Origin of the sequence: Nocardia niigatensis NBRC 100131 (assembly GCF_000308655.1) — a bacterium.
Classification (GTDB): Bacteria; Actinomycetota; Actinomycetes; order Mycobacteriales; family Mycobacteriaceae; genus Nocardia; species Nocardia niigatensis.
This window is the reverse complement of record NZ_BAGC01000043.1, coordinates 360,704-386,046: the sequence shown is the minus strand read 5'-3', so window position 1 is coordinate 386,046 and position 25,343 is coordinate 360,704. Positions and strand designations below refer to the sequence as shown.

At 68.0% G+C, this 25,343-nt stretch carries 24 protein-coding genes and 1 riboswitch; of the genes, 14 read left to right on the top strand and 10 right to left on the bottom strand.

Annotated elements, in window-relative coordinates:
* Nucleotides 1-16: 16 nt before the first annotated feature.
* The gene (locus tag ON33_RS19155; protein ID WP_040860609.1) at nucleotides 17-784 is read right to left on the bottom strand and encodes a glucose 1-dehydrogenase; all 768 of its coding nucleotides are present in this window, start codon (nucleotides 782-784) and stop codon (nucleotides 17-19) included.
* A 179-nt stretch (nucleotides 785-963) separates the two neighbouring features.
* Between ON33_RS19155 and ON33_RS19150 the strand changes: the two genes are divergently transcribed.
* The 3 genes from ON33_RS19150 to ON33_RS41365 all read left to right on the top strand — a co-directional run bounded on the left by ON33_RS19150 (nucleotide 964) and on the right by ON33_RS41365 (nucleotide 2,926).
* Nucleotides 964-1,518 (top strand): HD domain-containing protein, encoded by a 555-nt coding sequence (locus tag ON33_RS19150; protein ID WP_245550584.1) that lies wholly within the window; start codon nucleotides 964-966, stop codon nucleotides 1,516-1,518.
* Nucleotides 1,519-1,535: 17 nt separating this feature from the next.
* Entirely contained in the window at nucleotides 1,536-2,444 is a 909-nt protein-coding gene (locus tag ON33_RS19145) for a LysR family transcriptional regulator (RefSeq protein WP_040860266.1), read from the top strand.
* Nucleotides 2,445-2,650: 206 nt separating this feature from the next.
* Complete coding sequence (locus tag ON33_RS41365; RefSeq protein ID WP_157184604.1) at nucleotides 2,651-2,926, top strand: hypothetical protein; 276 nt, start codon at nucleotides 2,651-2,653, stop codon at nucleotides 2,924-2,926.
* 106 nt (nucleotides 2,927-3,032) lie between these two features.
* Here the strand turns inward: ON33_RS41365 and ON33_RS19140 are convergent, their stop codons facing one another.
* Nucleotides 3,033-4,802 carry an NRAMP family divalent metal transporter gene (locus ON33_RS19140; RefSeq protein WP_040860265.1) on the bottom strand — a complete coding sequence of 590 codons (1,770 nt, stop codon included), beginning with the start codon at nucleotides 4,800-4,802 and terminating at the stop codon, nucleotides 3,033-3,035.
* 340 nt (nucleotides 4,803-5,142) lie between these two features.
* Nucleotides 5,143-5,322: riboswitch (M-box (ykoK) riboswitch) on the bottom strand.
* Nucleotides 5,323-5,631: 309 nt separating this feature from the next.
* On the opposite strand from ON33_RS19140, the gene ON33_RS19135 reads away from it, so the two are divergent.
* Complete coding sequence (locus tag ON33_RS19135; RefSeq protein ID WP_040860607.1) at nucleotides 5,632-5,880, top strand: hypothetical protein; 249 nt, start codon at nucleotides 5,632-5,634, stop codon at nucleotides 5,878-5,880.
* 71 nt (nucleotides 5,881-5,951) lie between these two features.
* Here ON33_RS19135 and ON33_RS19130 read toward each other — a convergent pair whose 3' ends face one another.
* On the bottom strand, nucleotides 5,952-6,305 hold the full coding sequence (locus ON33_RS19130) for a hypothetical protein (RefSeq protein ID WP_040860264.1): 354 nt from the start codon (nucleotides 6,303-6,305) through the stop codon (nucleotides 5,952-5,954).
* Between the two features lie 132 nt (nucleotides 6,306-6,437).
* Complete coding sequence (locus ON33_RS19125; RefSeq protein ID WP_040860263.1) at nucleotides 6,438-7,859, bottom strand: amidase; 1,422 nt, start codon at nucleotides 7,857-7,859, stop codon at nucleotides 6,438-6,440.
* Between the two features lie 82 nt (nucleotides 7,860-7,941).
* Between ON33_RS19125 and ON33_RS42295 the strand changes: the two genes are divergently transcribed.
* The 4 genes from ON33_RS42295 to ON33_RS19105 all read left to right on the top strand — a co-directional run bounded on the left by ON33_RS42295 (nucleotide 7,942) and on the right by ON33_RS19105 (nucleotide 11,744).
* A complete protein-coding gene (locus tag ON33_RS42295; protein ID WP_169336818.1) occupies nucleotides 7,942-8,580 on the top strand; it encodes a TetR/AcrR family transcriptional regulator in 639 nt (212 codons plus the stop codon).
* Between the two features lie 167 nt (nucleotides 8,581-8,747).
* Nucleotides 8,748-9,167 carry a YciI family protein gene (locus tag ON33_RS19115; protein WP_040860262.1) on the top strand — a complete coding sequence of 140 codons (420 nt, stop codon included), beginning with the start codon at nucleotides 8,748-8,750 and terminating at the stop codon, nucleotides 9,165-9,167.
* An 11-nt stretch (nucleotides 9,168-9,178) separates the two neighbouring features.
* Nucleotides 9,179-10,459 carry an RNA polymerase sigma factor gene (locus tag ON33_RS19110; RefSeq protein WP_040860261.1) on the top strand — a complete coding sequence of 427 codons (1,281 nt, stop codon included), beginning with the start codon at nucleotides 9,179-9,181 and terminating at the stop codon, nucleotides 10,457-10,459.
* 109 nt (nucleotides 10,460-10,568) lie between these two features.
* A complete protein-coding gene (locus ON33_RS19105; RefSeq protein ID WP_040860260.1) occupies nucleotides 10,569-11,744 on the top strand; it encodes a serine hydrolase domain-containing protein in 1,176 nt (391 codons plus the stop codon).
* 15 nt (nucleotides 11,745-11,759) lie between these two features.
* Here the strand turns inward: ON33_RS19105 and ON33_RS19100 are convergent, their stop codons facing one another.
* Nucleotides 11,760-12,398, bottom strand: coding sequence for a maleylpyruvate isomerase family mycothiol-dependent enzyme (locus tag ON33_RS19100; RefSeq protein WP_040860259.1), 639 nt, complete (start codon nucleotides 12,396-12,398; stop codon nucleotides 11,760-11,762).
* A 198-nt stretch (nucleotides 12,399-12,596) separates the two neighbouring features.
* On the opposite strand from ON33_RS19100, the gene ON33_RS38350 reads away from it, so the two are divergent.
* A complete protein-coding gene (locus ON33_RS38350; RefSeq protein ID WP_157184603.1) occupies nucleotides 12,597-13,712 on the top strand; it encodes a glycoside hydrolase family 43 protein in 1,116 nt (371 codons plus the stop codon).
* A 204-nt stretch (nucleotides 13,713-13,916) separates the two neighbouring features.
* On the opposite strand, the gene ON33_RS19090 is transcribed toward ON33_RS38350, so the two are convergent.
* Entirely contained in the window at nucleotides 13,917-14,681 is a 765-nt protein-coding gene (locus ON33_RS19090) for a lysozyme family protein (protein ID WP_051152456.1), read from the bottom strand.
* 116 nt (nucleotides 14,682-14,797) lie between these two features.
* On the opposite strand from ON33_RS19090, the gene ON33_RS19085 reads away from it, so the two are divergent.
* The gene (locus ON33_RS19085) at nucleotides 14,798-15,706 is read left to right on the top strand and encodes a hypothetical protein (RefSeq protein ID WP_157184602.1); all 909 of its coding nucleotides are present in this window, start codon (nucleotides 14,798-14,800) and stop codon (nucleotides 15,704-15,706) included.
* A 116-nt stretch (nucleotides 15,707-15,822) separates the two neighbouring features.
* Here the strand turns inward: ON33_RS19085 and ON33_RS19080 are convergent, their stop codons facing one another.
* From ON33_RS19080 to ON33_RS19070, 3 genes are all read right to left on the bottom strand, one after another.
* Complete coding sequence (locus ON33_RS19080; protein ID WP_040860256.1) at nucleotides 15,823-16,800, bottom strand: TolB family protein; 978 nt, start codon at nucleotides 16,798-16,800, stop codon at nucleotides 15,823-15,825.
* Nucleotides 16,797-18,092: an MFS transporter gene (locus ON33_RS19075; RefSeq protein ID WP_245550583.1), complete on the bottom strand. Its 1,296-nt coding sequence runs from the start codon at nucleotides 18,090-18,092 to the stop codon at nucleotides 16,797-16,799. Before ON33_RS19075 ends, ON33_RS19080 begins: the two co-directional genes overlap by 4 nt.
* 109 nt (nucleotides 18,093-18,201) lie before the next feature.
* Nucleotides 18,202-19,053, bottom strand: coding sequence for an alkaline phosphatase family protein (locus ON33_RS19070; protein WP_040860255.1), 852 nt, complete (start codon nucleotides 19,051-19,053; stop codon nucleotides 18,202-18,204).
* Nucleotides 19,054-19,644: 591 nt separating this feature from the next.
* Here ON33_RS19070 and ON33_RS19065 point away from each other — a divergent pair.
* A complete protein-coding gene (locus tag ON33_RS19065; RefSeq protein WP_157184601.1) occupies nucleotides 19,645-20,232 on the top strand; it encodes a hypothetical protein in 588 nt (195 codons plus the stop codon).
* 229 nt (nucleotides 20,233-20,461) lie between these two features.
* A complete protein-coding gene (locus ON33_RS19060; RefSeq protein WP_040860253.1) occupies nucleotides 20,462-22,276 on the top strand; it encodes an acyl-CoA dehydrogenase family protein in 1,815 nt (604 codons plus the stop codon).
* A 61-nt stretch (nucleotides 22,277-22,337) separates the two neighbouring features.
* Here the strand turns inward: ON33_RS19060 and ON33_RS19055 are convergent, their stop codons facing one another.
* The gene (locus ON33_RS19055) at nucleotides 22,338-23,543 is read right to left on the bottom strand and encodes a cytochrome P450 family protein (RefSeq protein WP_051152455.1); all 1,206 of its coding nucleotides are present in this window, start codon (nucleotides 23,541-23,543) and stop codon (nucleotides 22,338-22,340) included.
* A gap of 420 nt (nucleotides 23,544-23,963) precedes the next feature.
* Here ON33_RS19055 and ON33_RS19050 point away from each other — a divergent pair, with 420 nt between their 5' ends.
* Together ON33_RS19050 and ON33_RS19045 are read left to right on the top strand one after the other, a co-directional pair.
* Nucleotides 23,964-24,293: a hypothetical protein gene (locus tag ON33_RS19050; RefSeq protein ID WP_157184600.1), complete on the top strand. Its 330-nt coding sequence runs from the start codon at nucleotides 23,964-23,966 to the stop codon at nucleotides 24,291-24,293.
* A 33-nt stretch (nucleotides 24,294-24,326) separates the two neighbouring features.
* Nucleotides 24,327-25,283: an AraC family transcriptional regulator gene (locus ON33_RS19045; protein WP_040860251.1), complete on the top strand. Its 957-nt coding sequence runs from the start codon at nucleotides 24,327-24,329 to the stop codon at nucleotides 25,281-25,283.
* The last annotated feature ends 60 nt before the right edge of the window (nucleotides 25,284-25,343 follow it).

Here is a 25,343-nt window from a genome sequence, read left to right as displayed (position 1 = left end):
CGGCCGCACCGGAGTGTTATTGGCCCAGCACGTATTTCACCGTCGGCCCGGCGGTCCAGCCGCCGTCCACCGCCAGCTCCGCGCCGGTGACGTAGGAGGACGCGTCCGAGAGCAGGAAGACGATGGCCGAGGCGATCTCGTCGGCCTCGCCGACCCGGCCCATCGGGGTATTGGGATAACCGCCCGCGCCCTGCCGGATGCCGACCTGCGCGGTCATCGGGGTGTAGGTCATGCCGGGGTGGACCGAGTTCACGCGGATCCGGTCGGCGCCGTTCTCGATGGCGGCCACCTTCGTCATGCCGCGCACCGCCCACTTGGACGCACCGTAGCTACCGGTCAGTGCCAGGCCCATGAGCCCGGCCGCGGAGGAGATGTTGACGATCGAGCCGCCGCCCGCCTGCTCGAGCGCGGGGATGAAGGTCCGCATGCCCAGGAAGACGCCGACCAGGTTGATGTCGATGACCTTGCGGAAGTGCTCGACCGACTCGGCGGCCAGCGGCTCCCCGGTCGAGATGCCGGCATTGTTCACCAGGCCGTGCACGGCGCCGCCGAAGGCGGCGCAGGCCGCGGCCAGCGCGGTGGTCCAGTCGAGTTCGGAGGTGACGTCGAGGTGCTGATAGACCGCGCGCGTGCCCAATTCGCCCGCGAGCGCCTGGCCCTCGTCGTCGAGCACATCGGCGATCACGACATTCGCGCCGGCCGCGACGGCCTGCCGCGCGGCGGCGGCGCCGATGCCCCGGGCCGCGCCGGTGATGAGAATCGTCCTGCCGCTCAGATCGTGCATGGAAGGCTCCTTCCGGGGGAGCCGGCGCCCGGTGACCCGCTCGCCGGCCACACAGTTGGTTTGCTGAACAGTGTCCGATGCGTTCCGAATCGACTCGGTGGCGCACCCGGACCCCTATTGTTGATATGACAACCACTTTGACCCGGGTGGCATCCCGGGTCTTCCCGTAAGGTGCGGGCGTGAACCCCGCGCCCGTCGGCAGCGTCGACGAACTCATGACCCTGCTGGCCGCCTGCGCGGACGCCTGGGACATGCCCGACCGCAGCGGCGATCCCGTCGACATCCTCGACCACGACCGGCAGTGCGCCGAGCTCCTGCGCCGTGACTTTCCCGCCGACGAGGAACTCCAGGTCGCCGGGCTGGTGCACGACATCGGGCACGTCCTGGTACCCGGCGACGACGCGGGACACGGGGTGCACGGCGGCGCAGCCGTCCGGGCCCTGCTCGGCGATCGGGTCGCGCGGCTGGTCGAACTGCACGTCGAGGCCAAGCGGTACCTGGTGGCCACGGATTCGGTGCACGCCGAAGCGCTTTCACCGTCGAGCCGACGCACCCTGATCGCGCAGGGCGGCCCCATGACACCCGCGGAGATCACGGCCTTCGAACGCGATCCCGACTTCGCCGCGGCCCTGGCGCTGCGGCGCGCCGACGACGCGGGCAAGGTCGTCGGCCTGACCGTCCATCCCCTCGAAACCTGGCGGCCGGTGGTCGAGCGGGTGGCCGTCGCCCGCTGACTGCATAGACTCGCTCTATGCCCTTGTCCCCGCGCGTCCCCGATCTGGCCGCCCTCGATCTGCTGCTGTCGGTCATCGAGCTGGGCAGCCTCGGGCGGGCGGCCAAGGCGCACGGTATCAGCCAGCCCTCCGCCAGCTCGCGCATCCGCTATCTGGAACAGCTGGTCGGCGTGCCGGTGCTGGAGCGGACCACGCTCGGCTCGCGGCCGACGGCGGCGGGCGCGCTCATCGCCGAATGGGCGCGGAATGTGGTGGATGCGGCCGCCCGGCTGGACGCCGGTATCGACAGCCTGCGCGCACAGCGGGATTCGCGGCTGCGGGTGGCGGCCAGCCAGACCGTCGCGGAGTACCTGTTCCCGAAGTGGCTGGTGGGCATGCGGGCCCGGATGCCCGATACCTCCATCGCCCTGGAATCGGGCAATTCGGCCGAAGTTGCCAAGGCGGTGCTCGAGGGCCGGGCCGGGATCGGGTTCGTGGAGAGCCCGCGGCTGCCGACCGAGCTGGAAAGCCATGTGGTGGGCCGGGATCGGCTGGTCGTGGTGGTGGCACCCGGTCACCCCTGGGCCCGCCGGGCCGAGATCGACGCGGCCGAGCTGGCCCGCACCCCGCTCATCTGCCGCGAGCCCGGCTCGGGCACCCGGATTTCCTTCGAGCGGGCCATGACCGCCGGAATGCCGGGCTGGGAGCCGAATGTCGCGCTGGAGCTGTCCTCGACCACGGCCATCAAGACCGCCGTCGCCGATGGCATCGCGCCGGCGGTGCTCAGTTCGCTGGCGGTGGCCTCGGAACTGGCCGAGGGAATCCTGATGTCGCCCATGGTGACCGGTCTGGATTTGGAACGGCAGTTGCGTGCGGTATGGCCGATCGGACAGAAGCCGACCGGTCCGGCGCGTGATTTGTATGCTATTGCGCGCCGCCCACTCTGAGTCGCTTGCGGGAGTTTTGTCCGAAGTGTTGACAGAGTGACGCCCATCACCCTAATGTTCCGGCGCAGGCACACCGGGCTTCCGAAGGGCCGAATCTGCCTGCACATTTCAACCGCCAATACAATGGCTTCGCTGAATTCGCAGATCGAAGACACAAGTGCGCCAACGCCTCCCCGTGGGCGTTATCAGAGGGTTATGGTCACGGCATGGTGAGAACCGCCGCCGCTGCCGCAGACCCGGATGAGCCTGTCATTCCGGCCACTGCTTCGCGGCCGAAGCTAGAGGTTGTTCCCGAATCGCCTGACCCCGAAGTGCCACAGCCCCACTCCTTCGGCGCACACGTCCTGAGCCCGGCCGACATCGAGCGTCTCCCGTCCTCGGCCCGGCATCGCATCGCAGCCTTCATCCACCTGCAGGTGGCGACCCTGGAGGAGTGGCCCGAGCCGGTCCTGCCCCCCATTCCCGACCTCGACGATCTCTGACGGGATCGCTGAGCTCGGTCGAGAACAACCGCAGCGTCGAAAACAACCGCAGCCCATGCGCATAGGTGAGGAATGCGCACGGGCCGCGGCCGGAAATCGCGGGGGATCAGCCGCCGATGGACTGGAAGATCTTGACGCCCACCAGGATCACGGCGAGCACCAGATAGCCGCGCAGCGCGAACATGCCCACCGTGCGTGCCGTGGAGAACACCGGCCGCTCGAGAGTGTCGAGGGCGGGGGTGCGCCAGGTATCGCGATCGGCCTCCAGAATGGCCTTGCGCTCGGCCTTGGTGAGGGGCGTGGAGTCCAGTTCCTCCACCTGATCGGGATCCAGTCCGCCGAGCTCGGCGGCGGTCCGCTCGGCCCGGCGGCGCCGGCCGCGCTGCCAGGCGATGAGCATGCCCGCCCCACCCAGCACACCGACCAGAGCCCCCGCGCCGAAACCGATTTCGAGCGTCGCGGTGCTCAGGTCCGGGAAGAAGGTGGCCGCGGTCAGCGCCAGTGACAGCAGCACCAGCGACCACACGATGACCCCGGCGACGATGTTCTGCTTGACCGTGTTCACCCATGGGCCGAGGACGGCCTTGTCATTGCAGAGCAGCACCAGGAACACCGTCGCCGACGGCAGCAGCACCCCGGCCAGCGCCTGCACACCCTGGGTCAGCAGGCCCAGCACATGATCGGGGCTGAACGACACCGCCGCGGCGATACCCAGCAGCGCCGCGTAACCGACGTAGAACACCGGCGCCTCGGAGATCTTCCAGTGCAGCGAGTGCCGCTGGCCGAGGGTGTCGCCGAGGGCGTAGGTGGTGGCCAGGCCGACGGCGTTCGCGCCGATGAGCGAGGCGTCCAGCAGCAGGATGGCGAACAGCGCGCCCGCGGTGGTGCCCACATGGTCGTGCAGGGCGTGGGCCACGGCCCCGGCATCGGTGAACCGGCCGGCCGCGGCGGTGCCCGCCAGGCCGAAGGTGGTCGCGGCCATGATGGCGATCGCGCCGACCATGACCACCACGATGCCGACCCAGAGGTCGATGCGCTCGTAGCGGATCCAGCGGGGAGTGATGCGCTTGTCGACGATATTGGACTGCTGGAAGAACAGCTGCCACGGCGCAACGGTGGTGCCCACGATGGACACGATGAGCAGCAGCAGCGTCGAGTTCAGCCCGCCCGGGAAGGACGGCAGGAACCCGTGCGCGACCTCGGATGCCTTGGGGTGCACCAGGAATGCCAGCGGGAACATGACGATGTTCAGTGCGATCAGCCCGAACAGGAACCGTTCCCAGCGCCGGAACGAACCGCCGGCCACCATGGCGAACAGCGCGACCGCGGCCAGCGGCACGGCGAGGCCCTTGGGCAGCCCGAAGTAGTTGAGCGCCATGGCGACACCGATGAACTCGGTGACGATGGTCAGCGCGTTCACGATGAACAGATCGCCGACGCTGAACGCGCCCCAGAACTTGCCGAAGCGGTCGAAGATCAAGCGCGCGTGGCCGACTCCGGCGACCGCGCCGAGGCGGACCACCATCTCCTGGTTCACGTAGAGCACCGGGATCAGCAGCACCAGGGTCCAGACCAGGGCCATGCCGTAGTTCTGCCCGGCCTGTGCGTAGGTGGCCACGCCGCCGGCGTCGTTGTCGCCGACCATGACGATCAGGCCGGGGCCGAGGATGGCCAGCAGCATGCGGAATCGCTGCAGGCGGGAACGGCCTTCGAGGGTGTCGTGCAGGCCGATGGAGCCGAGCGCGCCGACGATGTCGCCGACGTGCGCGCTGTCCATGACGGCGCCGGTGGGTTGGGCGTCGGTGCCGGGCCGGCCGGCGGCGGGCACGGCGACGGTGGAGGTGCGGCGGCTGGAGCCGTTCGCGAAGAAGGCCATGGCCTGTCTCGCTTTCGATCATCAGGTGTTCGGGCGTGCGGAATACGCCCGGCCGCCGAGCGAGTTCGGGCACGGATCGACCGACCCGGGGCACGCAGGGGCTACCGACCGGCGGTGGAACGCCGGGAACGCCTGTGCGGGAAACGGGTCAGCCGGTGACCGGAATGCGGCAAGCCGGGGACGTCAGGAACGTGAAATCCGTACTCGGATATGGACTATCGCCGGAACTCATTGTTCGTCCCTCACCTCCTTGCCGCCGGGACGCGCGTGGGCGTCACTACCTCGGGGTGTCGCAACGCGCACGGCAAGAGGGATTCGGGCCCAGCGCGACGGCGTGGACCCCGCACCCCTCTCGTCAGAGCTTCGGCACTGCACGACGTATCCGGGGGCTCGCGGCCCGGGGAAGCCACTTCGGATCACCCCTTAATCCGGGGTGATCTGTCCTAACCCTGGGCGTCTCTCGACGTCGTCGGATCAGTGGCCTGTGTTCGTACAGGAGCCTCGCCTAGCGAGGTGCTGACTGGGCAATAGTGGGCCCGGTCGTTCCGCTTGTCAAATCCGGAACGGTCGGTTCGCCGTAATCCGTTGTGCCACAACCCGGTACGAACCGATCATGATCCAGATCGGAACCCGGGCGCCTGATTCGGGAGCCTGTGAGAGGTGAATCTGTGGCGCGGGCGACCCTGTGGCGAACATTCATGTCCGGTCTGCTCGCCGCCACCGTCGCGGCCTGCGAGTGCCGGGCCCGAAGCTGCCCGGCGGCCGGGCCGGCAACCCTGGGGCCGCAATCACATCCGCGCGCCGGGCCCGGCCGGGGGATGATCTGTGGGTGTCCGAAATCAGCAAACACAATGTCGTCTATTTCGAAAGCGCCACCATGCGAGGGCTGTACGCCGCCCTCGATGAATGGCAGCGCGTCAACAACCACCGGTTCCTGTCGCTCGGTATTCAGCAGGACGGCGGTCTGTTCTGCTGTATCGCCCTGATCAATCCCGCCGAGGTGGTCATCACCAGTGCTGACGGCCATAATCACGCCGCCGTCAACCGATTCGGGCTGCTTTCCGTCACCTCGGACTGAACGCCCGGCTCGTGTTTCGGCACGGGCGTTTCAGCACCTGTATCAGGAGTGAGTCGTGGCCGGGTGACCGGTCACGACTCGATTCCGTGTCGCGCCTGCCACGAACTCACCTGGCGCGGACGCCATTCGCCGCGGACCAGAGGATTGTGCCCGTGCCGTCCGGCACGCTGCTCCGTTTTGAATTCGCGGAAATATTCGAAGCGGATCATCAGCAGACCCGAGACGATCAGCACCACGGTCACGATCCCGCCCAGTATCGCCCAGCCGTGATTACCGGACGCGGCGGCCGTGAGCGTCATGCCGAGGCCCGCGATACCGAGCAGGCACAGCACCAGAGCCACGCCTTCGCCCGGGTCCTCGATGGCGTCGCCGGGATGGGGATGCCAGTGTTCGCCATTCGGTTTGACCGCTGTCACCCTGACCATGTCCCTACCTCCCTCGAACTGAGAAGACTTCTCACCTGAGTCCAGAATGCACCCGTAGTCGAGGCTACGTGTGGGTAATGTTCCGAAAATTCGGCGCGACCGACTGATTTCCGCTTCAACCAATTCCGGGAATCATCCCAGCAATTGACCTTCCGTCGCGGTGTGGATACGCGGGAACGGCTGTTCGGATTCGAGGAGATATGCCAGCTCGATAAGGGTCCGCTCGTCGCCGTGCGCGGCCTGGAGCTGTACGCCGATCGGCAGCCCGGCGGCGGTCTGGCCCATCGGGAGCGATATCGCCGGCGTGCCGGCGACATTGTTCAGAGGTGTATAGCCCACGTAGCTGGTGAGCCGTTCGATCAATTCGGGGAACGGCACGGTCGGCGAGACGAATCCGAGTTCCGGCGTGGTGTGCGAGAGCACCGGGGAGACGACCACTTCGTGCCGCGTGAACATCCGGGCGTAGGCGGCCGGCACCTTGCGAAGCCGCCGCAGCGCACCCGGGGTGCGGTGGAAGTTGCTGCGGTGATGGGCCCGCAGGCCGCGGGTGAGGCCGTCGGCCTTCGTGCCGTCGAAGGAGCGGTCCAGGATGAGTTTCCCGGTGCTCACCGCGAGTTCGGCCAGTAGGGCCCAGTACTGAACGAAGTCGGTGGCGAACTGTGCGGTGACCGGCAGCGTGATCGGCTCCACGACGTGACCGGACTGCTCCAGCAGGGCCGCGGTGCGCTCGACCGCGGCGCGGGTGGGGCCGTCTACCTCCGAGCCGGTCACGCTGTTCATGATCAGCCCGACCCGCATCCGGCGCTGGGCCGGGCCGTGTACCGCGCCGACCGGGGTGAGTCTCGGATTGCGCCAGACGTCCTCGGCGGCGGCCAGGAACGCGGCGGTATCGCGGACGGTGCGGGTGACCACGCCCTCCGAAATCATGTGGATGGGAAGGTGTTTCACCTGTTCGCCGTCGATGTGCCGGCCGCGGCTCGGCTTGAGCCCGACCAGCCCGCCGGCCGCCGCCGGAATGCGGATGGACCCGCCGCCGTCATTGGCGTGCGCGATGGGAACGACGCCGGCGGCGACCAGTGCGGCCGATCCGCCGGACGACGCGCCGATCGAATGGCCGAGGCTCCACGGGTTCCGGGCCGCCGGCTCGGTCATGAACTCGGTCGTCGCGTTGAAGCCGAACTCGGGCATGCGTGACTTGCCGATGAGGGTCAGTCCGGTGCCGAGGAACTGCCGGGTGTAGGCCCCGTCACGTGCGGCCGGCCGGGCCCGGAAGGCCTCGCTGCCATGGTTCGTCGGCAGGCCGGCCACATCGGTGTTGTCCTTGACGAACGTCGGCACGCCGTGCAGCGCGCCGCCGGGCCGGGCGGCGTAGCGCGGGGAGTCGTAGATCGGGACCGCGACCGCGTGCAGGTGGGGGTCGACCTGCTGGGCGCGGTCGATGGCGGCGGCCGCGAGCTCCTGCGGGCTGACCGCGCCGGTGCGGACGAGTTCGGCGAGGGCTACCGCGTCGTGATCGCCGAGGGCATCGTCGCGAAAGGCGTGGAGAGACGTCATGCCGAGAAAGCCTAGAAGAACTTACAGACTTTGCCCAGGCTAAATCTGTAAGAAATTACAGATATCTACTAGGGTGGTCATCGTGACCGAACGCCGCCACCGCCCGAGCGCCCTGGCTCGGCGAGACGCCCTGCTCAAGGCAGCGGTCGAGGTGGCGGCCGAAGTCGGCGTGGCCGGGGTCACCCATCGCGCGGTCACTCAGAAGGCCGGGCTGCCGCTGACCACGGTCGGCTACTTCTTCGACTCGATCGACGCGCTGACCGAGGAAGCGCTGCGCACCTACACCGAGGAGGACGCCGACCTCCAGATCGCGCTCGCCGACTCGCTCGCCGAGGCACACGGTTCGCCCGACGAGATCGCGGCCGCCTTCACCGCCGCCGCCACACCGCGCACACCGGAAACCCTCGCGCTGTTCGAGGCCTATCTGCACGCGGCGCGTCATCCGGAGACCCGGGAGGCGGTCACCCGGGCGCTGACCGCCGCCCGCCGGGCCGCCGCAGCGGGCGCGCGGGCCGCCGGAGCACCGGACCCCGACGCCATCGCGCCGGCCTTCACCGCACTCGCGCACGGGCTCGCGCTGCACGAGATGGCCGCGCCGGGCGCCCTGCCGCCGGACACCGTGCACGCCGCCTTCCGCGCCATGTTCCTCGGGTTCCTGCTCGACAGCGGGCATGTCGAGCTGGCCCTGCAACTCCGGCGGCAGCCTGCGACGCAGGAGTAGTGCCGTGACCGATCGCGCCGTGTGGCCGCCGGACCGCGTGCACGCCCGGCGGGCTGCCGCTGAAACAGCTGTCGATCTTTTTTCGCGGCCGTGTCGATCTGTCGGGGTGGCCGTTCGACCTTGGCATGAGAGGGTCGGACAGCGACCCGCGACAAGGAGGATGACCCGTGAAGTACATGCTGATCTGGCGCGCCAGCGACGAGGGCAATGCGGCCATGGCCGAGGCGGACTTCGAGAAGGTGATGGAATCGGTCGGGCGCTTCAACGACGAGATGATCCGCGCCGGGGTGCTGCTCGCCGCGGAGGGCCTCGCCGAGGCCGAGGACAGCGTGGTGGTGGACTTCTCATCCGAGCCGCCGCTGATCACCGATGGTCCCTACGGCGAGACCAAGGAGCTGTTCGGCGGCTTCTACATCCTCAACGTGGCGTCCCGTGAAGAGGCCGTCGAATGGGCGCGGCGGGCGCCGTCGTTCGGTCCCGGATTCAAGACCGAGATCCGGCGCGTCACCACCATCGACGAATTCCCGCAGGACAACGAGTGGATCCAGAAGGAACGCGCCTGGCGCGAGGCCACCGGGCAGCTGTGAGCCGCTGAGCCATGGCCGACCCCACCGGTCGTGACGCCGTCGCCGCGGTGTGGCGCATCGAATCCGCGCGCATCGTCGGCGCCCTGGCCCGCTATACCGGCGACTTCACCCTGGCCGAGGACCTCGCCCAGGAGGCGCTGGCCGAGGCGCTGGTCACCTGGCCGCGCGACGGCGTGCCCCGCAGTCCGGCGGGCTGGCTGCTCACCGTCGGCCGGCGTCGCGCCATCGACGCCTTCCGGCGGCGCGCCGCCCGCGACGACCGGTACCGCGCCCTCGCCCGCGAACTGGGCGAGGGCGGGGTCGCCGCCGGCGGGACACCCACGGAAACGCCCGGCGCGGAACCACTCTGGGATCCCGATCAGATCGACGACGACGTGCTCGCGCTCATGTTCGTGTCCTGTCATCCGGTGCTGTCCCGCGAGGCCCAGGTGGCGCTGACCCTGCGCGTGGTCGGCGGCCTGACCAGCGACGAGATCGCCAAGGCCTTCCTGGTGCCCACCGCGACCGTGCAGGCCCGCATCACCCGCGCCAAGAAAACCCTGGCGGCGGCACAGGTCCCGTTCGCCGTCCCCCCGGCCGACGAGCGGGCCGCCCGGCTCGGCTCGGTCCTGAACGTCGTCTACGTGATTTTCACCGAGGGCTCCTCGGCCACCTCCGGGGAGCAGCTGATCCGCCTCGACCTCGCCGCCGAAGCTCAGCGCCTCGCCCGAGTCCTGGCCCGCCTCATCCCTGACGAGCCCGAGGTCCATGGTCTGCACGCCCTGCTCGAACTGACCGCGGCCCGTTTCCCCGCCCGCACCGACGCCGCGGGCCGACCGGTTCTGCTCGAGCAGCAGAACCGAATGCGCTGGGACCGTGGGGCGATCCGCCGCGGCCGCGCCGCGCTCGACCAGGCGGCCCGCCTCGGCCGGGGGCTCGGCGCCTACGGCCTCCAGGCCGCGATCGCCGAATGCCACGCCGTCGCCGACTCCGTCCGCAGCACCGACTGGGCGCGGATCGTCCTCCTCTACGAAGCCCTGGCCCGGCTCGCCCCGTCGCCGATCATCGAGCTCAACCGGGCCGTCGCCGTCTCCATGGCCGAGGGACCCGGACCCGCGCTCGCCATTGTCGACGAGCTCGGATCGGCTGCGGCCCTGCCGAATTCCCATCTTCTCCCGAGCGTCCGCGGTGAACTCCTCACCCGCCTGGGCCGGACCGCGGAGGCCCGCGCGGAATTCGACCTCGCCATTGCCCGGTGCGGCAACGAGCAGGAACGCACCCTGCTCGAAGCCAAACTCGCGGAACTGGATTGACCCACGCTGATCGGTATGCGTGGTCGGCGCGGGCTGGGGGATTTCCCCCGGTTCGATTCGGGTGATGTGCCTGATTACGCCGGGGCGGAGGCGAAACTAGCGTTCAGCCATGACTTCGACTCTGCGAGGGCGTCTTTCCATCGCGGCCGGTGTCGCCGTCTTGCTCTCGGCAAGCGCGTCCACCGCCGGCGCCGAGCCCGCTGCTTCCTCTCTCGCGGAGCAGTTGCGTCAGGACACCGAATCGATCCATGCCCTCGGCATCAGCGGTGTGCAGGCCCGCGTCACCACCTCCGACGGTGAGCAATTGGTCGCCATCAGCGGCACCGCCGACCGCAACACCGGACTCCCGGTCCCGCCCGACGGGTACTTCCGCATGGCCAGCACGGTCAAGACCCTGGTCGCCACCGTGGTCCTCCAACTCGAGGCCGAGAACCGGCTCACCCTCGACGACACCATCGACCACTGGCTGCCAGGAGTCGTGCGGGACAACGGGAATGACGGCAGCCGGATCACGATTCGCCAACTGCTCCAGCACACCAGCGGAATTCACGATGACCTGCCGGGTTACACCACGCCGGACGAGTACTACCAGCAGCGATACGACGTCTACCGCCCCGACCAGCTGCTGGCCCGTGCGATGGCTCACGCGCCGGACTTCCCGCCCGGCGAGAGCTGGGCGTACTCCAATACCGGCTACATTCTGCTCGCCATGATCATCCAGCAGGCCACCGGACGACCCGCCCACCAGGAGATCCAAGCCCGCATCCTCGATCCGCTCGGGCTCGGCGGAACCCGCTGGCTCGGCGCCGCACCCACCCTGCCAGATCCGCACGCCCGCGCCTACCAGTACTTCGGACCCGGCGCGGAGGTGGACGTCACCGACCAGATACCCATTGACCCCGAGGACCTTTCGTGGGTCACCACCACCCGGGACGAGAACATCTTCTTCCGCGCGCTGCTCGGCGGGCGGCTGCTCCCGGCGCGACAGCTCGCCGAGATGAAGCACACCGTTCCGGTGAGCGCCGAGCTCCAACAACTCTGGCCCGGCGGCCGATACGGGTTGGGCCTGGTCGAACGTCCCTCCAGCTGCGGCGGAACGTATTGGAGTCACGAGGGCGGGGACGCCGGTTACATCACCCTCAACGGCGTCACGGACGACGGCACCCGCAGCGTCGTGCTCTCCATGTCCGAGGCGTTCGGCGACACCCCGGACCACATCCGAGATCAGGAGACCGCCGGCAGTCTCCTGATCGACCACGCACTCTGCGCGCCGCAGCACGGGTGACCGCAGCGGCGGAATTCAGAGACGGCTGAGCAGGGTGGGCACGCCGGGTCCGGTGAGATCGTCACAGTAGGCGGCCCGGCCCGCCATCGCCATGGTCAAGGCGATCGCCGGGCCGCTGACCAGCGGTCCGGTTCCCACGGCGAAAGGGCCGTCGGTGGCTTCCAATCGCAGACCCGCGATCGACCTGTGGCTGGGAACCGTGAAGTCGCGGCTCGCGTAGAAACGGGCGACCTCGGTCACGGCCTCGAGGGACGGGACGTGCGCCAGACCCAGCGGGCGGCGGATGTCCTGCGCGTGGACGATCACCTCGCCGAGCCAGGCCGCCGTATGCCCGAACGGCGCGGTCGTGCTGGTGATGATCGCCCGGAATCGATCGAGGGTTTCCGCGGGGGTCGCGCCGCGATGTTCGGCCAGCCGCCGGGCATTGTGCTTCTCGAAGTCGAAGCGGGCGCCGAGAACACTGATCAGCCAGCCCAACCGGCCCGTACTGGCGGCCGCCGTGAGGTGCGCGACGACCTCCTCCACCGTCCACTGCCCGCACAGCGACTGCCGGGCCCACTGCTCCTCGTTCAGCCCGGCGAGCTCATCCGCCAACGCCGCACGTTCCACATGAGCCATCGCCCACAGCTCGTCACGAGAAATACCATTCGCCACGCGAGCAAACCTCCCAGATCAGCGGCACGGCCGCGGTTCGTCGTTCGATCTACTGACCGCCGGGCTCGGCCGAACTCATCGGTCCCGCCATGCCGACAGGGCGAATCGCTGTGTAGTGCTGGGTCTTTCCGTTTGTGATTGAACTCGCCCGGAGCGGCGTCGACACTGAATTCTCGACGTTTGCTGGAGGTGGTGCTGGTGGGTTGGCGAAGAACGATCCGGCTGGTCGGCGTGCTGACCGTGGGCATTGGGGCGATGGTCGCGGCAGGCGGGTTTCCGAGGGCTTCGGCGAGCGGGGCGCATAGCGAGGAATTCACCAATCCGGTGCTCGCGGCGGGGGCCGACCCCAGCATGACCTACTTCCAGGGGCGATTTCACCTGGTACAGGGGGATTTCTACAACAACGACAACATCGTGATCCGTAGTTCGGACACGCTCGGGGGACTGGAGGACAGCGAGCCGACGGTGGTGTGGGAGCACCCCGACTGCCCCGCCCCGGCCTGCACCAAGATCTGGGCTCCGGAACTCGTGCACATCGGCGACCGGTGGTGGATCTACTTCGCGGGGCAGGAGGACGATCGCAACGAGACCCATCGCATGTACGCCCTGCGGTCCACCGGTGACGATCCGACCGGTCCCTACGACTATCTCGGGCCCCTGGACCTGCCCGGCGGCTGGGCCATCGACGGCACCTATCAGCAGTACGCGGGCGCCGGCTACTTCTTCTGGTCCTGCCTGCGCGACCCCGATGACACACGTGTACAAGACATTTGCGTGGTCCGCATGTCGGATCCCATGACCCCGACCGGCGACCGGGTCAGCATCGCCACCCCCACCGCGGCCTGGGAAACCGTCCCCAACGACGCGGATCTCCTGATCAACGAGGCGCCGCAACCCCTGATCGGACCCGACGGCCGCCTGTTCGCGACGTTCTCCGCCAATGCCAGTTTCGACGACACATACCGGCTCGGCCTCCTCGAACTCGCGCGCGGCGGCGACCCCATGAACCCCGAAGCCTGGACCAAATCCGGCGGCCCGGTGCTGCCCGGCGGCCCGGGCGCGATCGCGCCCGGCCACAACGGATTCTTCAGCATCGACGGCCGCCCGTGGATCACCTACCACGCCCGCCTCGAACCCGGCACCGGCTGGGCCGGCCGCAGCGTCCGCGTCCAGCCCATGTATTTCGGCAAGGACGGCCGCCCCCAATTCGGCATGGCCTTCGGTCCCGACGCGCCCATCGTGATCGACGGCACGGGCCCGGACACCCACGCACCCGGCCCGGCCCCGGGCGCTCCGGGCCGGGCGGCCCGGTGACGAAGGTCTCCGGCGGGAGGCCTCGACGGCATGCTCGGCTCCGTGATCGTCGCGGCCGTCGGCGGGGTGCTGTTCCACATCGTGGACCGCGCCGCTGCGGGGCAGATCCTGTTGCCGACGAATGCCTGGCGGCCATCGACCTGCTCGTGGCGGGCCTCCCGGTCTGACCAGGGGCGGGTGGCCGGAAAGCCTTGCGTCACTTTGTCACGCCCCGCCCTTCCGGTAGCCGAGCGCCGCGTTCCGCACCTGGTTGACGTACACGCCGGAGTGGTTGTAGGCCAGGATGGCCTGCCGCCAGCCAGCGGCGGTGGCCAGGTCGCCGCCCGCCGCGCACAGATACCGGCCGGCGGCCAGGGCCGCATCGTCGATATTGTCCGGGCTACCCGAAAGATCGCTGGTGGCAGCCTGTTTGCCGGTCGTCAGGGTGCCGGCGAGCGTGTTGTAGTCCGTGCTCGCGCGTACACCCCAGCGTCGCCAGGTGTCGGGGATGAACTGGAACGGACCCATCGCGCGGGCATATACCGCCTGCCCGGTCCGGGACGTCGCGCCGGGGTCGACGATCCGGGCGTTGCCGCCGGTACCGTCCAACGCGATGCCGCGGATCGGTGGGCGCACCGCACCATCGGCGGCTATGGTGGCGCCGCCGAATCGGGCGTGATCGCTTTCCACGCGGGCGATTCCGGCCAGGGTCACCCACCCGAGATGGCATCCGGGCTGCGCCTTCGACATGGCCACCGTCGCGTAACCATAGGCCTGTATGGCGCGCACGGGAATTCCGAACTCCGTGGACCGCGCTCGCGCCCAGTCACGAAGCTGGTCGAGCGGCTGCCCGGCCGCGTCGAGGCGAATCGCCGGGATCTGCTCACCTGCACGGGGCGGCGGATCCAGCGTTCCCTCGGATGCGTCACCGCATCCCGCGAGAATGGCCGCGACCGCGGCCACCAGTAGCGCCGGGCGTGCGGCCGGCACGCGTCGACCGCGCGTGCCGGATGGCTGAGGCTTCGTCATCGGCCCTCGGAATACGTTGTCGCAGTGAGTCTTCCCATCGGGACTATTTGGCCGGGACGGGCACGGGCGTCGTGGGCTTGGGCGCGGCCGCCGGCGCCGGCCGACGGGAAGTCGTGGTCGGGGGGTGCGCGCTCGTCGGCCGGGACGTTGCCGGCTTCCGGTCGGTCGTCTTGGTGGTTGCGGGTGTCGACGGAGTGCGCCGGGGCGATGTCGTCGTCGGCTTGACGGACGGTGTCGTGGTCGGGACGCCGGGTGTTGTCGTGCTCGGCACGGCCGGTGTTGTCGTCGGCACCACCGCCGTTGTCGTGAGGACGACGGTCGTTGTGGTGGGGACGACGGTCGATGGCGTCGTCGTAACGACAGGCGTCGTGGTTATCGGGACGATGGTCGTCGTCGTTATTGTGTCGGTCGGCGTGATGCTCGCCGGGAGAGTCGTGCTGCTGGAGGGAGTGACGGTCACCGGAACGGTGGTTGTCGTGGCCGGGTCCCGGCTGGGGCTCACGACGACCTGCGCGGTCTGGCCTGAATCCGTCGGCGGGTCGATCTGCACCGAAATACCCAGGCTCGCACTCACACTCGCGCTGAAGGACGGGCCGGACGACGCGGTCGTGGTATCGGTCGTCGTCGTGGTCGGATCGCTCGTGGTGGTCACGGTCGACTCGCTGGTGGGCGTGTCGGTGCTCGGGGAGTCCGCGTCGCCCGGGGTGTCCGCCACGCTGGTGTCGTCTGGAACGGTTCCATCGTCCGGGGTGTCCGAGATGCTGGCGACGTCGCTGATCGCCCCGACCTCGGTGGCCGTATCCGACCCGTTCGACGTCTCGGTGACATCCGACGACGCCAGCACGCTGCTCGCCCGGTCGGTTCGCTTCGAATCGGTGGCCAGCACGGACCCTCCGATGACCAGGGCGATCAGTGCGGCGACAGCCCCGGCGCGGGGGAGGTGCCGGGGCAGGTCGCCGACCGTGAGCCGTGGTGATTTCTGGTGAGGGTCGAGGGTCTCGGTCGAATTGTCTCGGCCGGGTTCGTTTTCATCCAAGTGCTGCATCAGGAAGCGTTCTTCTTTTCCGAAACGAGTTCTGCTTGTCGGGATTTCGTATTCCGGTCAGCCGAGGGCCGCCGGGGACTCGGCATGCGGGATGAGCAGCCGTGCACTGCCTGAACCATCCGCTGGGACGGCCCAGATGTCCGAGTCGGCGCCCTGCGCGAGGGCATAACCGATGGTGTTGGCATCCAGCCAGGCCGGCTGGTCGTCCACGCTGCGGGTTTCGGCCAGCGGGGTGCGCACGCCCGAGGCCAGATCCAGCACGGACAGCCGCCAGCCCTTCGCGGGGTCGCCGTCGATCGCCGATTTGAAGGCGATGCGCAGGCCGTCCGGGGACAGCGATGGGCACTCCACGTTCTGCGTGACGGTGCGAATGCTCTTCGCCGCGATGTCACCCTGCACGAGGTACCGGTGTCCGCCGGTGGCCATCGTGGCGTAGAAGGTGTTGTCGTCGGCGGCGAAGGTGATGCCCCAGAAATTGAGGTCGGCCGCGGTGTTGGGATGGCCGTCCAGGGTCACCGGGAGGAATTCCAGCGAGTCGATCATGTCCCCGGTGTCGATGTCGACCAGTCCCGCGCGGGTCGAGAACCGGCCGTTGTTGTACGAGTCGCCCGCCACGAACACCGTCCAGGCCACCAGCCGCCCGTCCCCGGACACCCGAGTGCGGTTCGGCACGCCGACCAGCGGGATCTCCCGCCGCACCTCGAGGTTGCTGTCCAGGATGGCGGCCTGGAAGGTGGCGAGCCCGCCGTCCTGCCGCAGGCAGACGCCGGTGTTGCCCGCCGCGTAGACCCGCAGGCAGCTGAGCGCGGATACCGTGCGCGGACCGCCCGGATCGTCGGTGGCCACCGTCGCCAGGTGGCCGTTGCTGTCGGATGCGGTGCTGCGGAACAGAATTCGCGGCCCGCCCGTGAGACTCAACGTGTCGGTCGCGGAGACAGCCGATGGCGTGCGGGTCACCACGAACACGCAGTAGCCGACCGCGATCGCGGTCAGCATGACGAATCCGAGTACTGCGAGCAGTATTCGCCGGTTCACGCGTGCTCCTCGGCGAACTCGCCGGTGCCGGAAGCGTCGGCGTTCGTGGCCGGGATGCCGCGCAGCAGGAAGCCGAGCGCGAGCACGGCCACCGCGACCAGAATCGCCGCGACCCGGCTCGCGCTCGCCGGACCCCACGCCGCCCAGGCCAGCCCGAACAGCACCGAGGACACCAGATAGGACAGCGCCTGCCCGGTCTGGATCAGCGCGATTCCCGTGGTGCGCGAGGACTCTGGGAGGACCGGCCCGGCCAGGGCCATGAGGACGCCGTCGGTGGCCGCGTAGAACAGGCCGTAGAGGGCGAGCACCACCAGGAGGAGAGCGGTGCCGCCGAACGGCCCGAACAACAGCAGATACACCAGGACGAGCGCGGTGTAGCCCCCGAGCACCACCTTCAACCGGCCGATCCGGTCCGCGAGCAGGCCCAGCGGCGTCGCGAGCAGCAGATAGGACAGGTTCGTGCCGACGGCCAGCAGCGGGAACCAGTTGACGCTGAGGTGTTCCCGGTGTTGCAGCAGGAGATAGACGAAGCCGTCGCCGATGGTCACCATCCCGGCCAGACACGCGGCGGCCACCAGCCGCCGCACCGGCGCCATCGCGATCAGACCGCCCAGCGCCGAGGACGACACCGCGCCCTCGGCCGGCTGTTCGTCGCGGTGATCCCGGACGAACAGCACCAGGACGAGCACGCCGAACGCGGCGATGCAGAAACTGGCCACGAACACCGCGTCGTACGCCTGCGCGGTCGCGGCCAGAATGCCGAGCGCGACCAGTGGCCCGATGAACGCCCCGATCGTGTCCATCGTCCGGTGCACACCGAACGCGCGGCCGTACAGCCGCGGCGGCGTGGACAGGGTGATCAGCGCGTCCCGCGGCGCGGTGCGCAGGCCCTTGCCGGTGCGGTCGATCGCGATCACCGCGCCGATCGCGCCGACGGCGCTGCCCGCGGCCAGCAGCCCGAGTTTGGCCACCGCCGACAACCCGTAGCCCAGTCCGGCGATCAGTTTGCGCCGGCGCGTCGAGTCGGCGACATACCCGCCGACCAGCCGCAGCAGCGCGGTCGCGCCGGTGTATCCGCCATCGACGACGCCGTAGACCGCGGGGCTCAGATGCAGTCCGACGACCAGGTACACCGGCAGCACCGCGGTCATCATCTCCGAGGAGATGTCGGTGACCAGACTGACCGCGCCGAGCGCGAACACATTGGCGCTCAACAGGAAGAACGTGGACCTTCGGAACGGTTTCGGGGCGTCGTCGCCGGCGTGCGGATGGTCGATCGTGGACAGGTACACGGGTGGGCCGCCTTCGTGAGTTGTGCGAACCGCTCGCGGACACGCCGTCGACATGTCCGCGAGCGGGTTGATCCCAGCTACCGATCAGGTGTGGTCGACCGCGAAGAGGTCAGTTCCACACGTTGGTGATCTCGGTGGCGGGGTTCAGATGGGACAACCCGTAGGAGCTTTCGATGGTGCTCAGGACGTTGTAGTGGTTGATCTGGTTCGAGAAGCTGCCGATCTGGGTGTGCGCCCCCACGAACGTGGTGAAGATGTGGTTGGACGAACTGCCGTTGTCCTCGTCGAAGGTGACGATGAGCAGGCTGTTGTGCGTCTTGGCCCACTGGGCGTACGCGTCCATGTTGTTCTTCAGCCAGGTGTCGCCCGTGCTGATCGAGCAGTCGTGCATGTCGTTGCACAGGTCGGGTGCCACATACGAGACAGCGGGCAGGCTCGCGTAATTGGCCGAGCTCGGGAACTGGCTGAACCGCAGGTTGGTGGTCGCCGGCACATTGCTGAAGAACGGCGCGGCATTGTGCTTGCGCGCGTACGTGCCGCTCGTGCAGCCGGTGTAGCCGTCCGAGGGCATCGCCTCCGAGTAGCTCGTGAAGGTCTTGCCACCGGTGATCAGCTGGTTGGCAATGTTGTTGCCGCTGAACGTGTGCGGGCAGCTGTCGTCGGTGATGCCCTGGGTCGAGCCGGAGAACATCGCCAGGTAGTTGGGCTCACTCGGGTGCGTGACACCGAAGGACTGGGTGAACTTCGCACCCTGGCCGGCCAGGCTGTTGAAGTACGGCGCGCTGGAACTGCCGTTGATCTGCGAATAAGCGTGGTTCTCGAACATCACCAACACGATGTGATCGAACGCCGGCACCGTCGCCACCGCCTGCGCGGTGGGCGAGGTGACAACCGCCGCCGATGTCACACCGATGAAAGCTGCGGCCGCGAGAAGTGCGGGCACAATGCGCTTCCTGAACACGAATCCTCCTGAAGGATAACCAAACCTGGCACTGCCAGGTCCGGGAAATCCTGGGGGCAACCCGTGGCGCCGAGCCCAATGCTTCGAAGCCGGTGGATGTTTGGCAAGTGAACAAACAAGGGTGCGGCGGCATTTCTCCGGCGAGTCGTTATTGGTCGATTGATCGAAATAGCCCGGCTGGTCAAGCGATCGAACCCTAGCTGTACGAATGGTTGAATATGCGGTCGAATATTCGATCCGCGTTTCGATGCGAGTTCTGTTGTGGTTCCTCACTGTTTATCGATTTGTGTGTGAGCTGATATTCGGATCTCTTTGTGTCGGAATAGCTTTTGTGAAAGCTATTGTGGCGCAACATGTTCCGCTGCGATGTGCTATCTGTCGCGGCAGGTCGGCCTCACCCCGTACAGGCGGGGGGTGATCGCCGGTTCGACGGGGCAACGCCCTCCCCCGCCGGCGGCCGCGCCGAGATCGGAGTGCGGACATCGAGCGGGCGTACGGTCATGGCCGACCGTATGGCCACGTGGAGTGATTCACGTCTCTGCATTCAGCCAGAACTCGCCGTGAACGCGAGGCTGGTAAGGAACCTCGCACATGAACTCTCATCGCCCGCGCCACCCGAATTCGACTGTGGCGGAAGGGACGGGCGTCCGGGTCTCGACGCGGTCGCCGTTGATCGGAACGTCGATCGTGGACGAGGCGCAGCGGGAGGTTACCGCCTCCATCAGCCGCGAATACGTGAGCCGGTGCTCGTCGGCCTCGGCCCGGCTCGGCAACGGTCTGGGCGAGGCCGCTCAGGGCGCGACCCAGCCGGCCCAGGGGGCAGCTCGCCGACGCTTCGGGACAGTTGTCGACCGGCCTGCGCCAGGCGCCGGGCCGGGCGGTCCGGCCCACCTGGCGGACCACCAGCCGAAGCCGTGCAATCCGCTTGGTGGCGAACAGCTCCGGTTCCTTGTCAAGCAACATCGACCGCTGCTGCCGGCGGATGTGGCCCATCCCGCGGAGCGCGTCGACGTGCAACCGGTGGTCAGCGGCCTGATCGGACTCGGTGCCGAGGGTGAGTCGACCGATGGTCCCGACCTTAGACAACTCGAGTTGAAGAACTTTGTGTCACAATCTGTTTCGTGTCTCGTTCGCCCTACCGCAACACTGTGGCTCCTTCGGGGTCGCAGCATGGGGTGATGGCGCGGACGACTTTCCTCGATGGTCGGTCGACAGGCGATGGCGCCCGAAGGTGGGCGATGGGTTGAACTCTCGGCAGGTCGCTTCATCGGGCCGCTGATTCCCAATGAACTGACAGCTTCCGCTGGTCTCGATAGCCGGACACCCCGGCTTCCTGTCCATGCGTAATGCCAAGTGACGCACGACAAGTCCCTTGGAATCGGTAATGAGTGGAAGAGAAGGCAGAGTCATGGTCTCTCACAGCAATGTGGACAGTTACGCGGACTTGTTGTTCGGCGGCCGGCGCGCCGCTGCGCAGCGGTACAACAGCCTGTTCGGCGAGGAAGGGTTCGACCAGGATTGGTGGGCTGCCACCAAGGACCCCGGCGCCCGCGCCTACGAGCGGTACCTGCGACTGCTGCCGAACCTGTCGGCGGTGGAGACGGTGTCGGATCTGCGCGAGTGCCTGACCCTGCACGAGCAGTCCACGGTCGTCGATCCCCACCTGGGGGCCCTGCTGACCGTGCAGGTGAACCTGGTGCTGGGCACCCTGCTCGAACAGCATTCGCGCACCGGCGAAGTGGACACCGCGCTGACGGAGCTGCTGGCGGGTCGTGCGGTCGGTGCCTATGTGCTCACCGAGGTCGGCCACGGCAGCGACCTGAACAATCTCGAGACGACCGCGGTGTACGACCCCGCCGACGGTGGTGGCTTCGTGCTGAACACGCCGACCGATGCGGCGATCAAGTTCATGCCGACGACCGCCGCGCCGCCGGTCGCGGGCATAGCGCGATTCGGAATCGTGTTCGCGCGGTTGATCGTCGGCGACACTGCGCACGGCGTGTACCCGTTCCTGGTGTGGATGTGCGATGCCGACGGACAGGTGCGACCCGGTCTCACCATCCGCCGCATGCCCGACAAGCCGGGGCTGGGCATGGATAACGCCATGACCCGCTTCGACAATGTCCGGGTGTCGCGCGAATGCCTGTTGTCGCACACCGGAACCCGCATCGACGACAACGGCGAGCTGGTCTCGCCGATCCCGCGCGACAACCAGGTGTGGCGTGCCATCAGCCGGGTGCGCGTGGGTCGCCTGTGCATTTCCGGCATGGCCGCGGCGGTGTCGCGGGCCGCGGTGTCGATCGCCGTACGGCAGTCCGCGCAGCGCGACATCGCGAGCATGGCGGGCGGGCGTATCCCGCTGCTGCAGGTGCCGGCGCACTACGCGCCGCTGCTGGAGGCGGTGGTCGATACCTATCTCGCCACGTCGGCGGTGGAGATCGCGGTCGACGGCTTCGCCGCCGTCATCGACGCCGGAGACGACGAGCAGGGTCCGGCGCTGACAGACCTGGTGTCACTGACCAAGTACTTCGCCACCTCCACCGCGATGCGGGTGTGTGGCGAGGTCCGCGATCGGCTCGGCGCCCAGGGTGTATTCGCCCACAACAAGATCATGGAGTATCGGGCCCTGCGCGATGCCGCGGCCACCGCCGAGGGCGACAGCTACGTGATCGCCCTGCTGGCGGGTTACCGCCGGCTGTTCGGGCCCGACGAGTGGACCCAAGACGGCTGGGACGAGCTAGAGCCCTGCGATCTCGACACCCCCGACAGCTGGGTGAAGTGGATGGGCGCCCGCGCGCTGTTCCTGCAGCACCGCACGCTCGAGGCGTACGCGAACACCACCGGCGATCGGCAAGCCCGCTGGGACAGCGTCTATGACCTGGCGCTGGCCGCCGCCGACGCGCACACCGCGCATCGTGCCGCGGTGCGGCTGGCCGAGCGTGCCGCCGAGCTGCCGTCCGATTCGCGGCGGGTGATGGAGAACCTGATCACTCTCTTCGCGGTACGTCAGTGCCTGGCGCACGGTGCGGACCTGCTTCCCGACGGCCCGTTGCCCAAGACGCGAGAGCCGTTGCGGGACATGCGTATCCAGCTGCACGAGATGCTGGCCCCGCACCTTGGCGAGCTGGTCGCGGCCTTCGAGCTGGAAACCGGGTCCTTGCGCACGGTGTACGACTCGGACAGCTACATCGAGCAGTGCGCGAACGCGTTGCGGCTCGGCTGACGCCGCACACGGCTGAGAGCCGCTCGGGATGCCACGCAGTGCGGCATCCCGAGCGGCTCGGTCAGAATGGGTAGCGGACGGGCGGGAAAACCACCGGCAGGCTCGCCAGCGATCGATGAAAAGGCCCTGGCCGCCAGTCGAGTTCGTCGGCCGGGCAGGCCAGCCGGAGTTCGGGCAGCCGGTCGAAGAGCTGATCGATGGCGTTCTGCGCGACCGAGAACGCGACATCCTGGGCCGGGCACGCATGCGGCCCGGTGCCCCAGGCGAGATGCGCGTTGTTGCCGGTGTAGCGGCCCACGATGTCGGGGTCGTTGTTGCAGGCCGCCATGCTGGTGACCACCGGCTGATTCGCGGGCAGCCACGCCTTGTCGACCATCATTGGCCGGGACGGGTAGGTGATCCCGAAGTTCGCGAGCGGCGGGTCGGTGAACAGCAACTCGTTCAACGCATCCCGCGTGGTCAGCGCCGCCAGTCCGGAGAACCGTTCGTCGGTGAGCATCAGCAGCAGCGTATTGGCGATCAGGTTGGTCAGCGGCTCGATGCCGGCGCCGTAGATCGTCACCAGCTGGTGCACCAGCTCGTCATCGGTCAGATCCGCTGCGTGGACCAGGAGCCGGGTGGTGACGTCATCGCCCGGCTCCTGCCTTTTGAGGCTCACCAGGTCGCCGAGCGCGGTCACGAACAGCGCGTTGCCCTCCTCGGCCGAGTTGCCCTCGAACATCATCGCCATGCCTTGCGCGACCTGCTGACCGATATCGGCCGGGCACCCGACCATGGCATTGAGATAGGCGAAGGTGACCGGGAAGGCGTACTGGCTGATCAGGTCGGCCTGGCCGTCGGCGCAGAACGTATTGATCTGGGGGATCATGATCTCTTCGATCACGCTGTTGATCTGGTACAGGTTGATCGCGTCGATGCTGTCGACGCTGGCCTTGCGATACCGCGCGTGCTCCTGGCCCGCGCTGCGCAACGCGTTGGGCCGGTATTGCAGCATGGGCAGGATCGGGCAGTCGGCGGGAATGTCCTGCTCCCAGATACGTGGATCGGCCGGGAAGCGCTCGGAATCATTGTTGATCATGACCGCGGTGCGGTAGCCGATCACCAGGGTGGCGGCGATGCCGGGCGAAAGTTCCACCGGCACAAGGGAACCGAACTTCTCGCGCATCGCGGCGTAGAAGGTGTGCGGGTCGGCGGCGAACTCGGGTGCGTACAGCGGCACCGGGATTCGGTCGAGGATGTCGGGGCCGGAATCCTCTGTAGGCTGCATGTCGCCAGATCATACCCATGACCGCGGGTGATGGCGCTGCGAGATTCGGTGGCGCGCATGACCGTTCCCACAAGGTCTATTCGGCCGAAGCGAGATGTGGGGTCGCGGGACATTTCGCGGTTGTCGCGGCACCTGGGTGGCGGCCACGCCGTGGGGCCCGGCGAGGTACACAGGCAGTGCGGCGTGGTCACTTGAAGCTGATCATCAACAGTCCTCCATCGCTGCACCCATGCCTTCGCCCCACCTCCGATCCTCCGAGGAGATCATTCGGCACGGCAGTGAGCAAGTATCCTGTGCGTCACCAACATTCGAGCGACTCCGTGGTGCCCGCCGCTGCTGGGCTCGCATCGGTCAGCTGGTCCGCTGCAGATTGGGTGGACTACAACGTTCCGGGCAGTGCTCGAGGGGAGAGCGAAGTACTTGGGACGTGAGAGCCTGTGGTGTGGCGAGCTTCCGGCCGAGCATGCGCGGTATCTGGCGTTCGCCGAGTGCCGGCATTGCGACGACGAGTACCACTTCCCCGTCACGCTGCACCGGTGTGCGGCCGGGCTCGTCGCGGCCCACAGCCGCAGCGCCGCAGTACGCGCCGACCCGGACGATGTCATTGCGGCCTGGGAGCTGGCAGCCGCGGAGATCGTTGAGCTCGAAGCGGAGATCGATCACGCTGTGGCGGTTCGGATTCCTGCTTCTGAAATACTGTCGGCCAAGGCAATGCCGCGGGGTGGAGCGCGCAGCTGCTTGCTACGTTGAAGGCTTTGGGGGTGGGGAATAGGAATAACCTCCGTGAATTCGGACTATGGGTGGGAAGAGGAGTCGCCGGCGGAGTCCGAGACTGTGGTGGAGCGGAGAGAGCACTGGCACGACTACCTGCTGCGTCGGCAGGGGAGTGTCGGCCTGGGCTTCAACGCGCGAGATGACGGCGGCGACTTCGATTGGAAGACGCTTGCCCAGGCCGCCGGCGACCTGCAAATCGTGCGGTTCTCTTCCGGCCCCGTGCATTACCGTCGAACCGCCCGCGATGCCAAGGGCGATGGCGACGACGGTTATCGTCTGATGGTGCCGTTACGTGGGGGCTTCAAGCTCGGGCAGGGTGACCGAGCCGAGATCTTCGGGCCGGGAACGGTCGCGTTCATCCGCTGGGACCTGCCATTGGTCATGCGGCAGGATGAACCACTGGAATCGCTGATCATGAGTGTTCCAAGGCGTTTGGTCAATCGCGACCTGGCCGATACTGCCCCGCTCGCGCTGGATGCCGGCAGCCCTTTGGTCCCGATGCTGGTGAATCAGATCAATCAGCTCCACGCCAACCATAGGGCGTGGAACGCGCAGGACTTCCGGATCGCATATCGCAGCACGCTCTGCCTGCTCGATGGGCTGCTCGACCGCACCCAGGGGCTCCCGGCGGAGAGGTATGCGTCTGTGGCCGCACGAGCCCGGGAAATGATGGAAGGCCGCGCCGACGACCTCAAATTGACGCCGGATGCGGTTGCTCGGATGTGTGGAGTCTCCAGGAGGACGCTGTACACCGCTCTGACGAAAACGGACGGTGTCACGCCCGCTGCGCTGCTGCGAGAGATCCGCCTGAAGCGTGCGTGTCAGCGACTGTCTCACCCTGGGGCCATCGAGATGGGCCGGATTGCCGAGGCGGCGGGCTATTCGTCGGTTCGCCGGTTCAGCTCGGCCTTTCAGCGTCAGTTCGAGGCGACCCCGCAGCAGATGCGCGAACGGCTGCTCGGATAGCCGCACCCGAAGTCGGGAAAATGTGTTGCTGCACAACAGCATTCCCCCGATTTCTGTCCG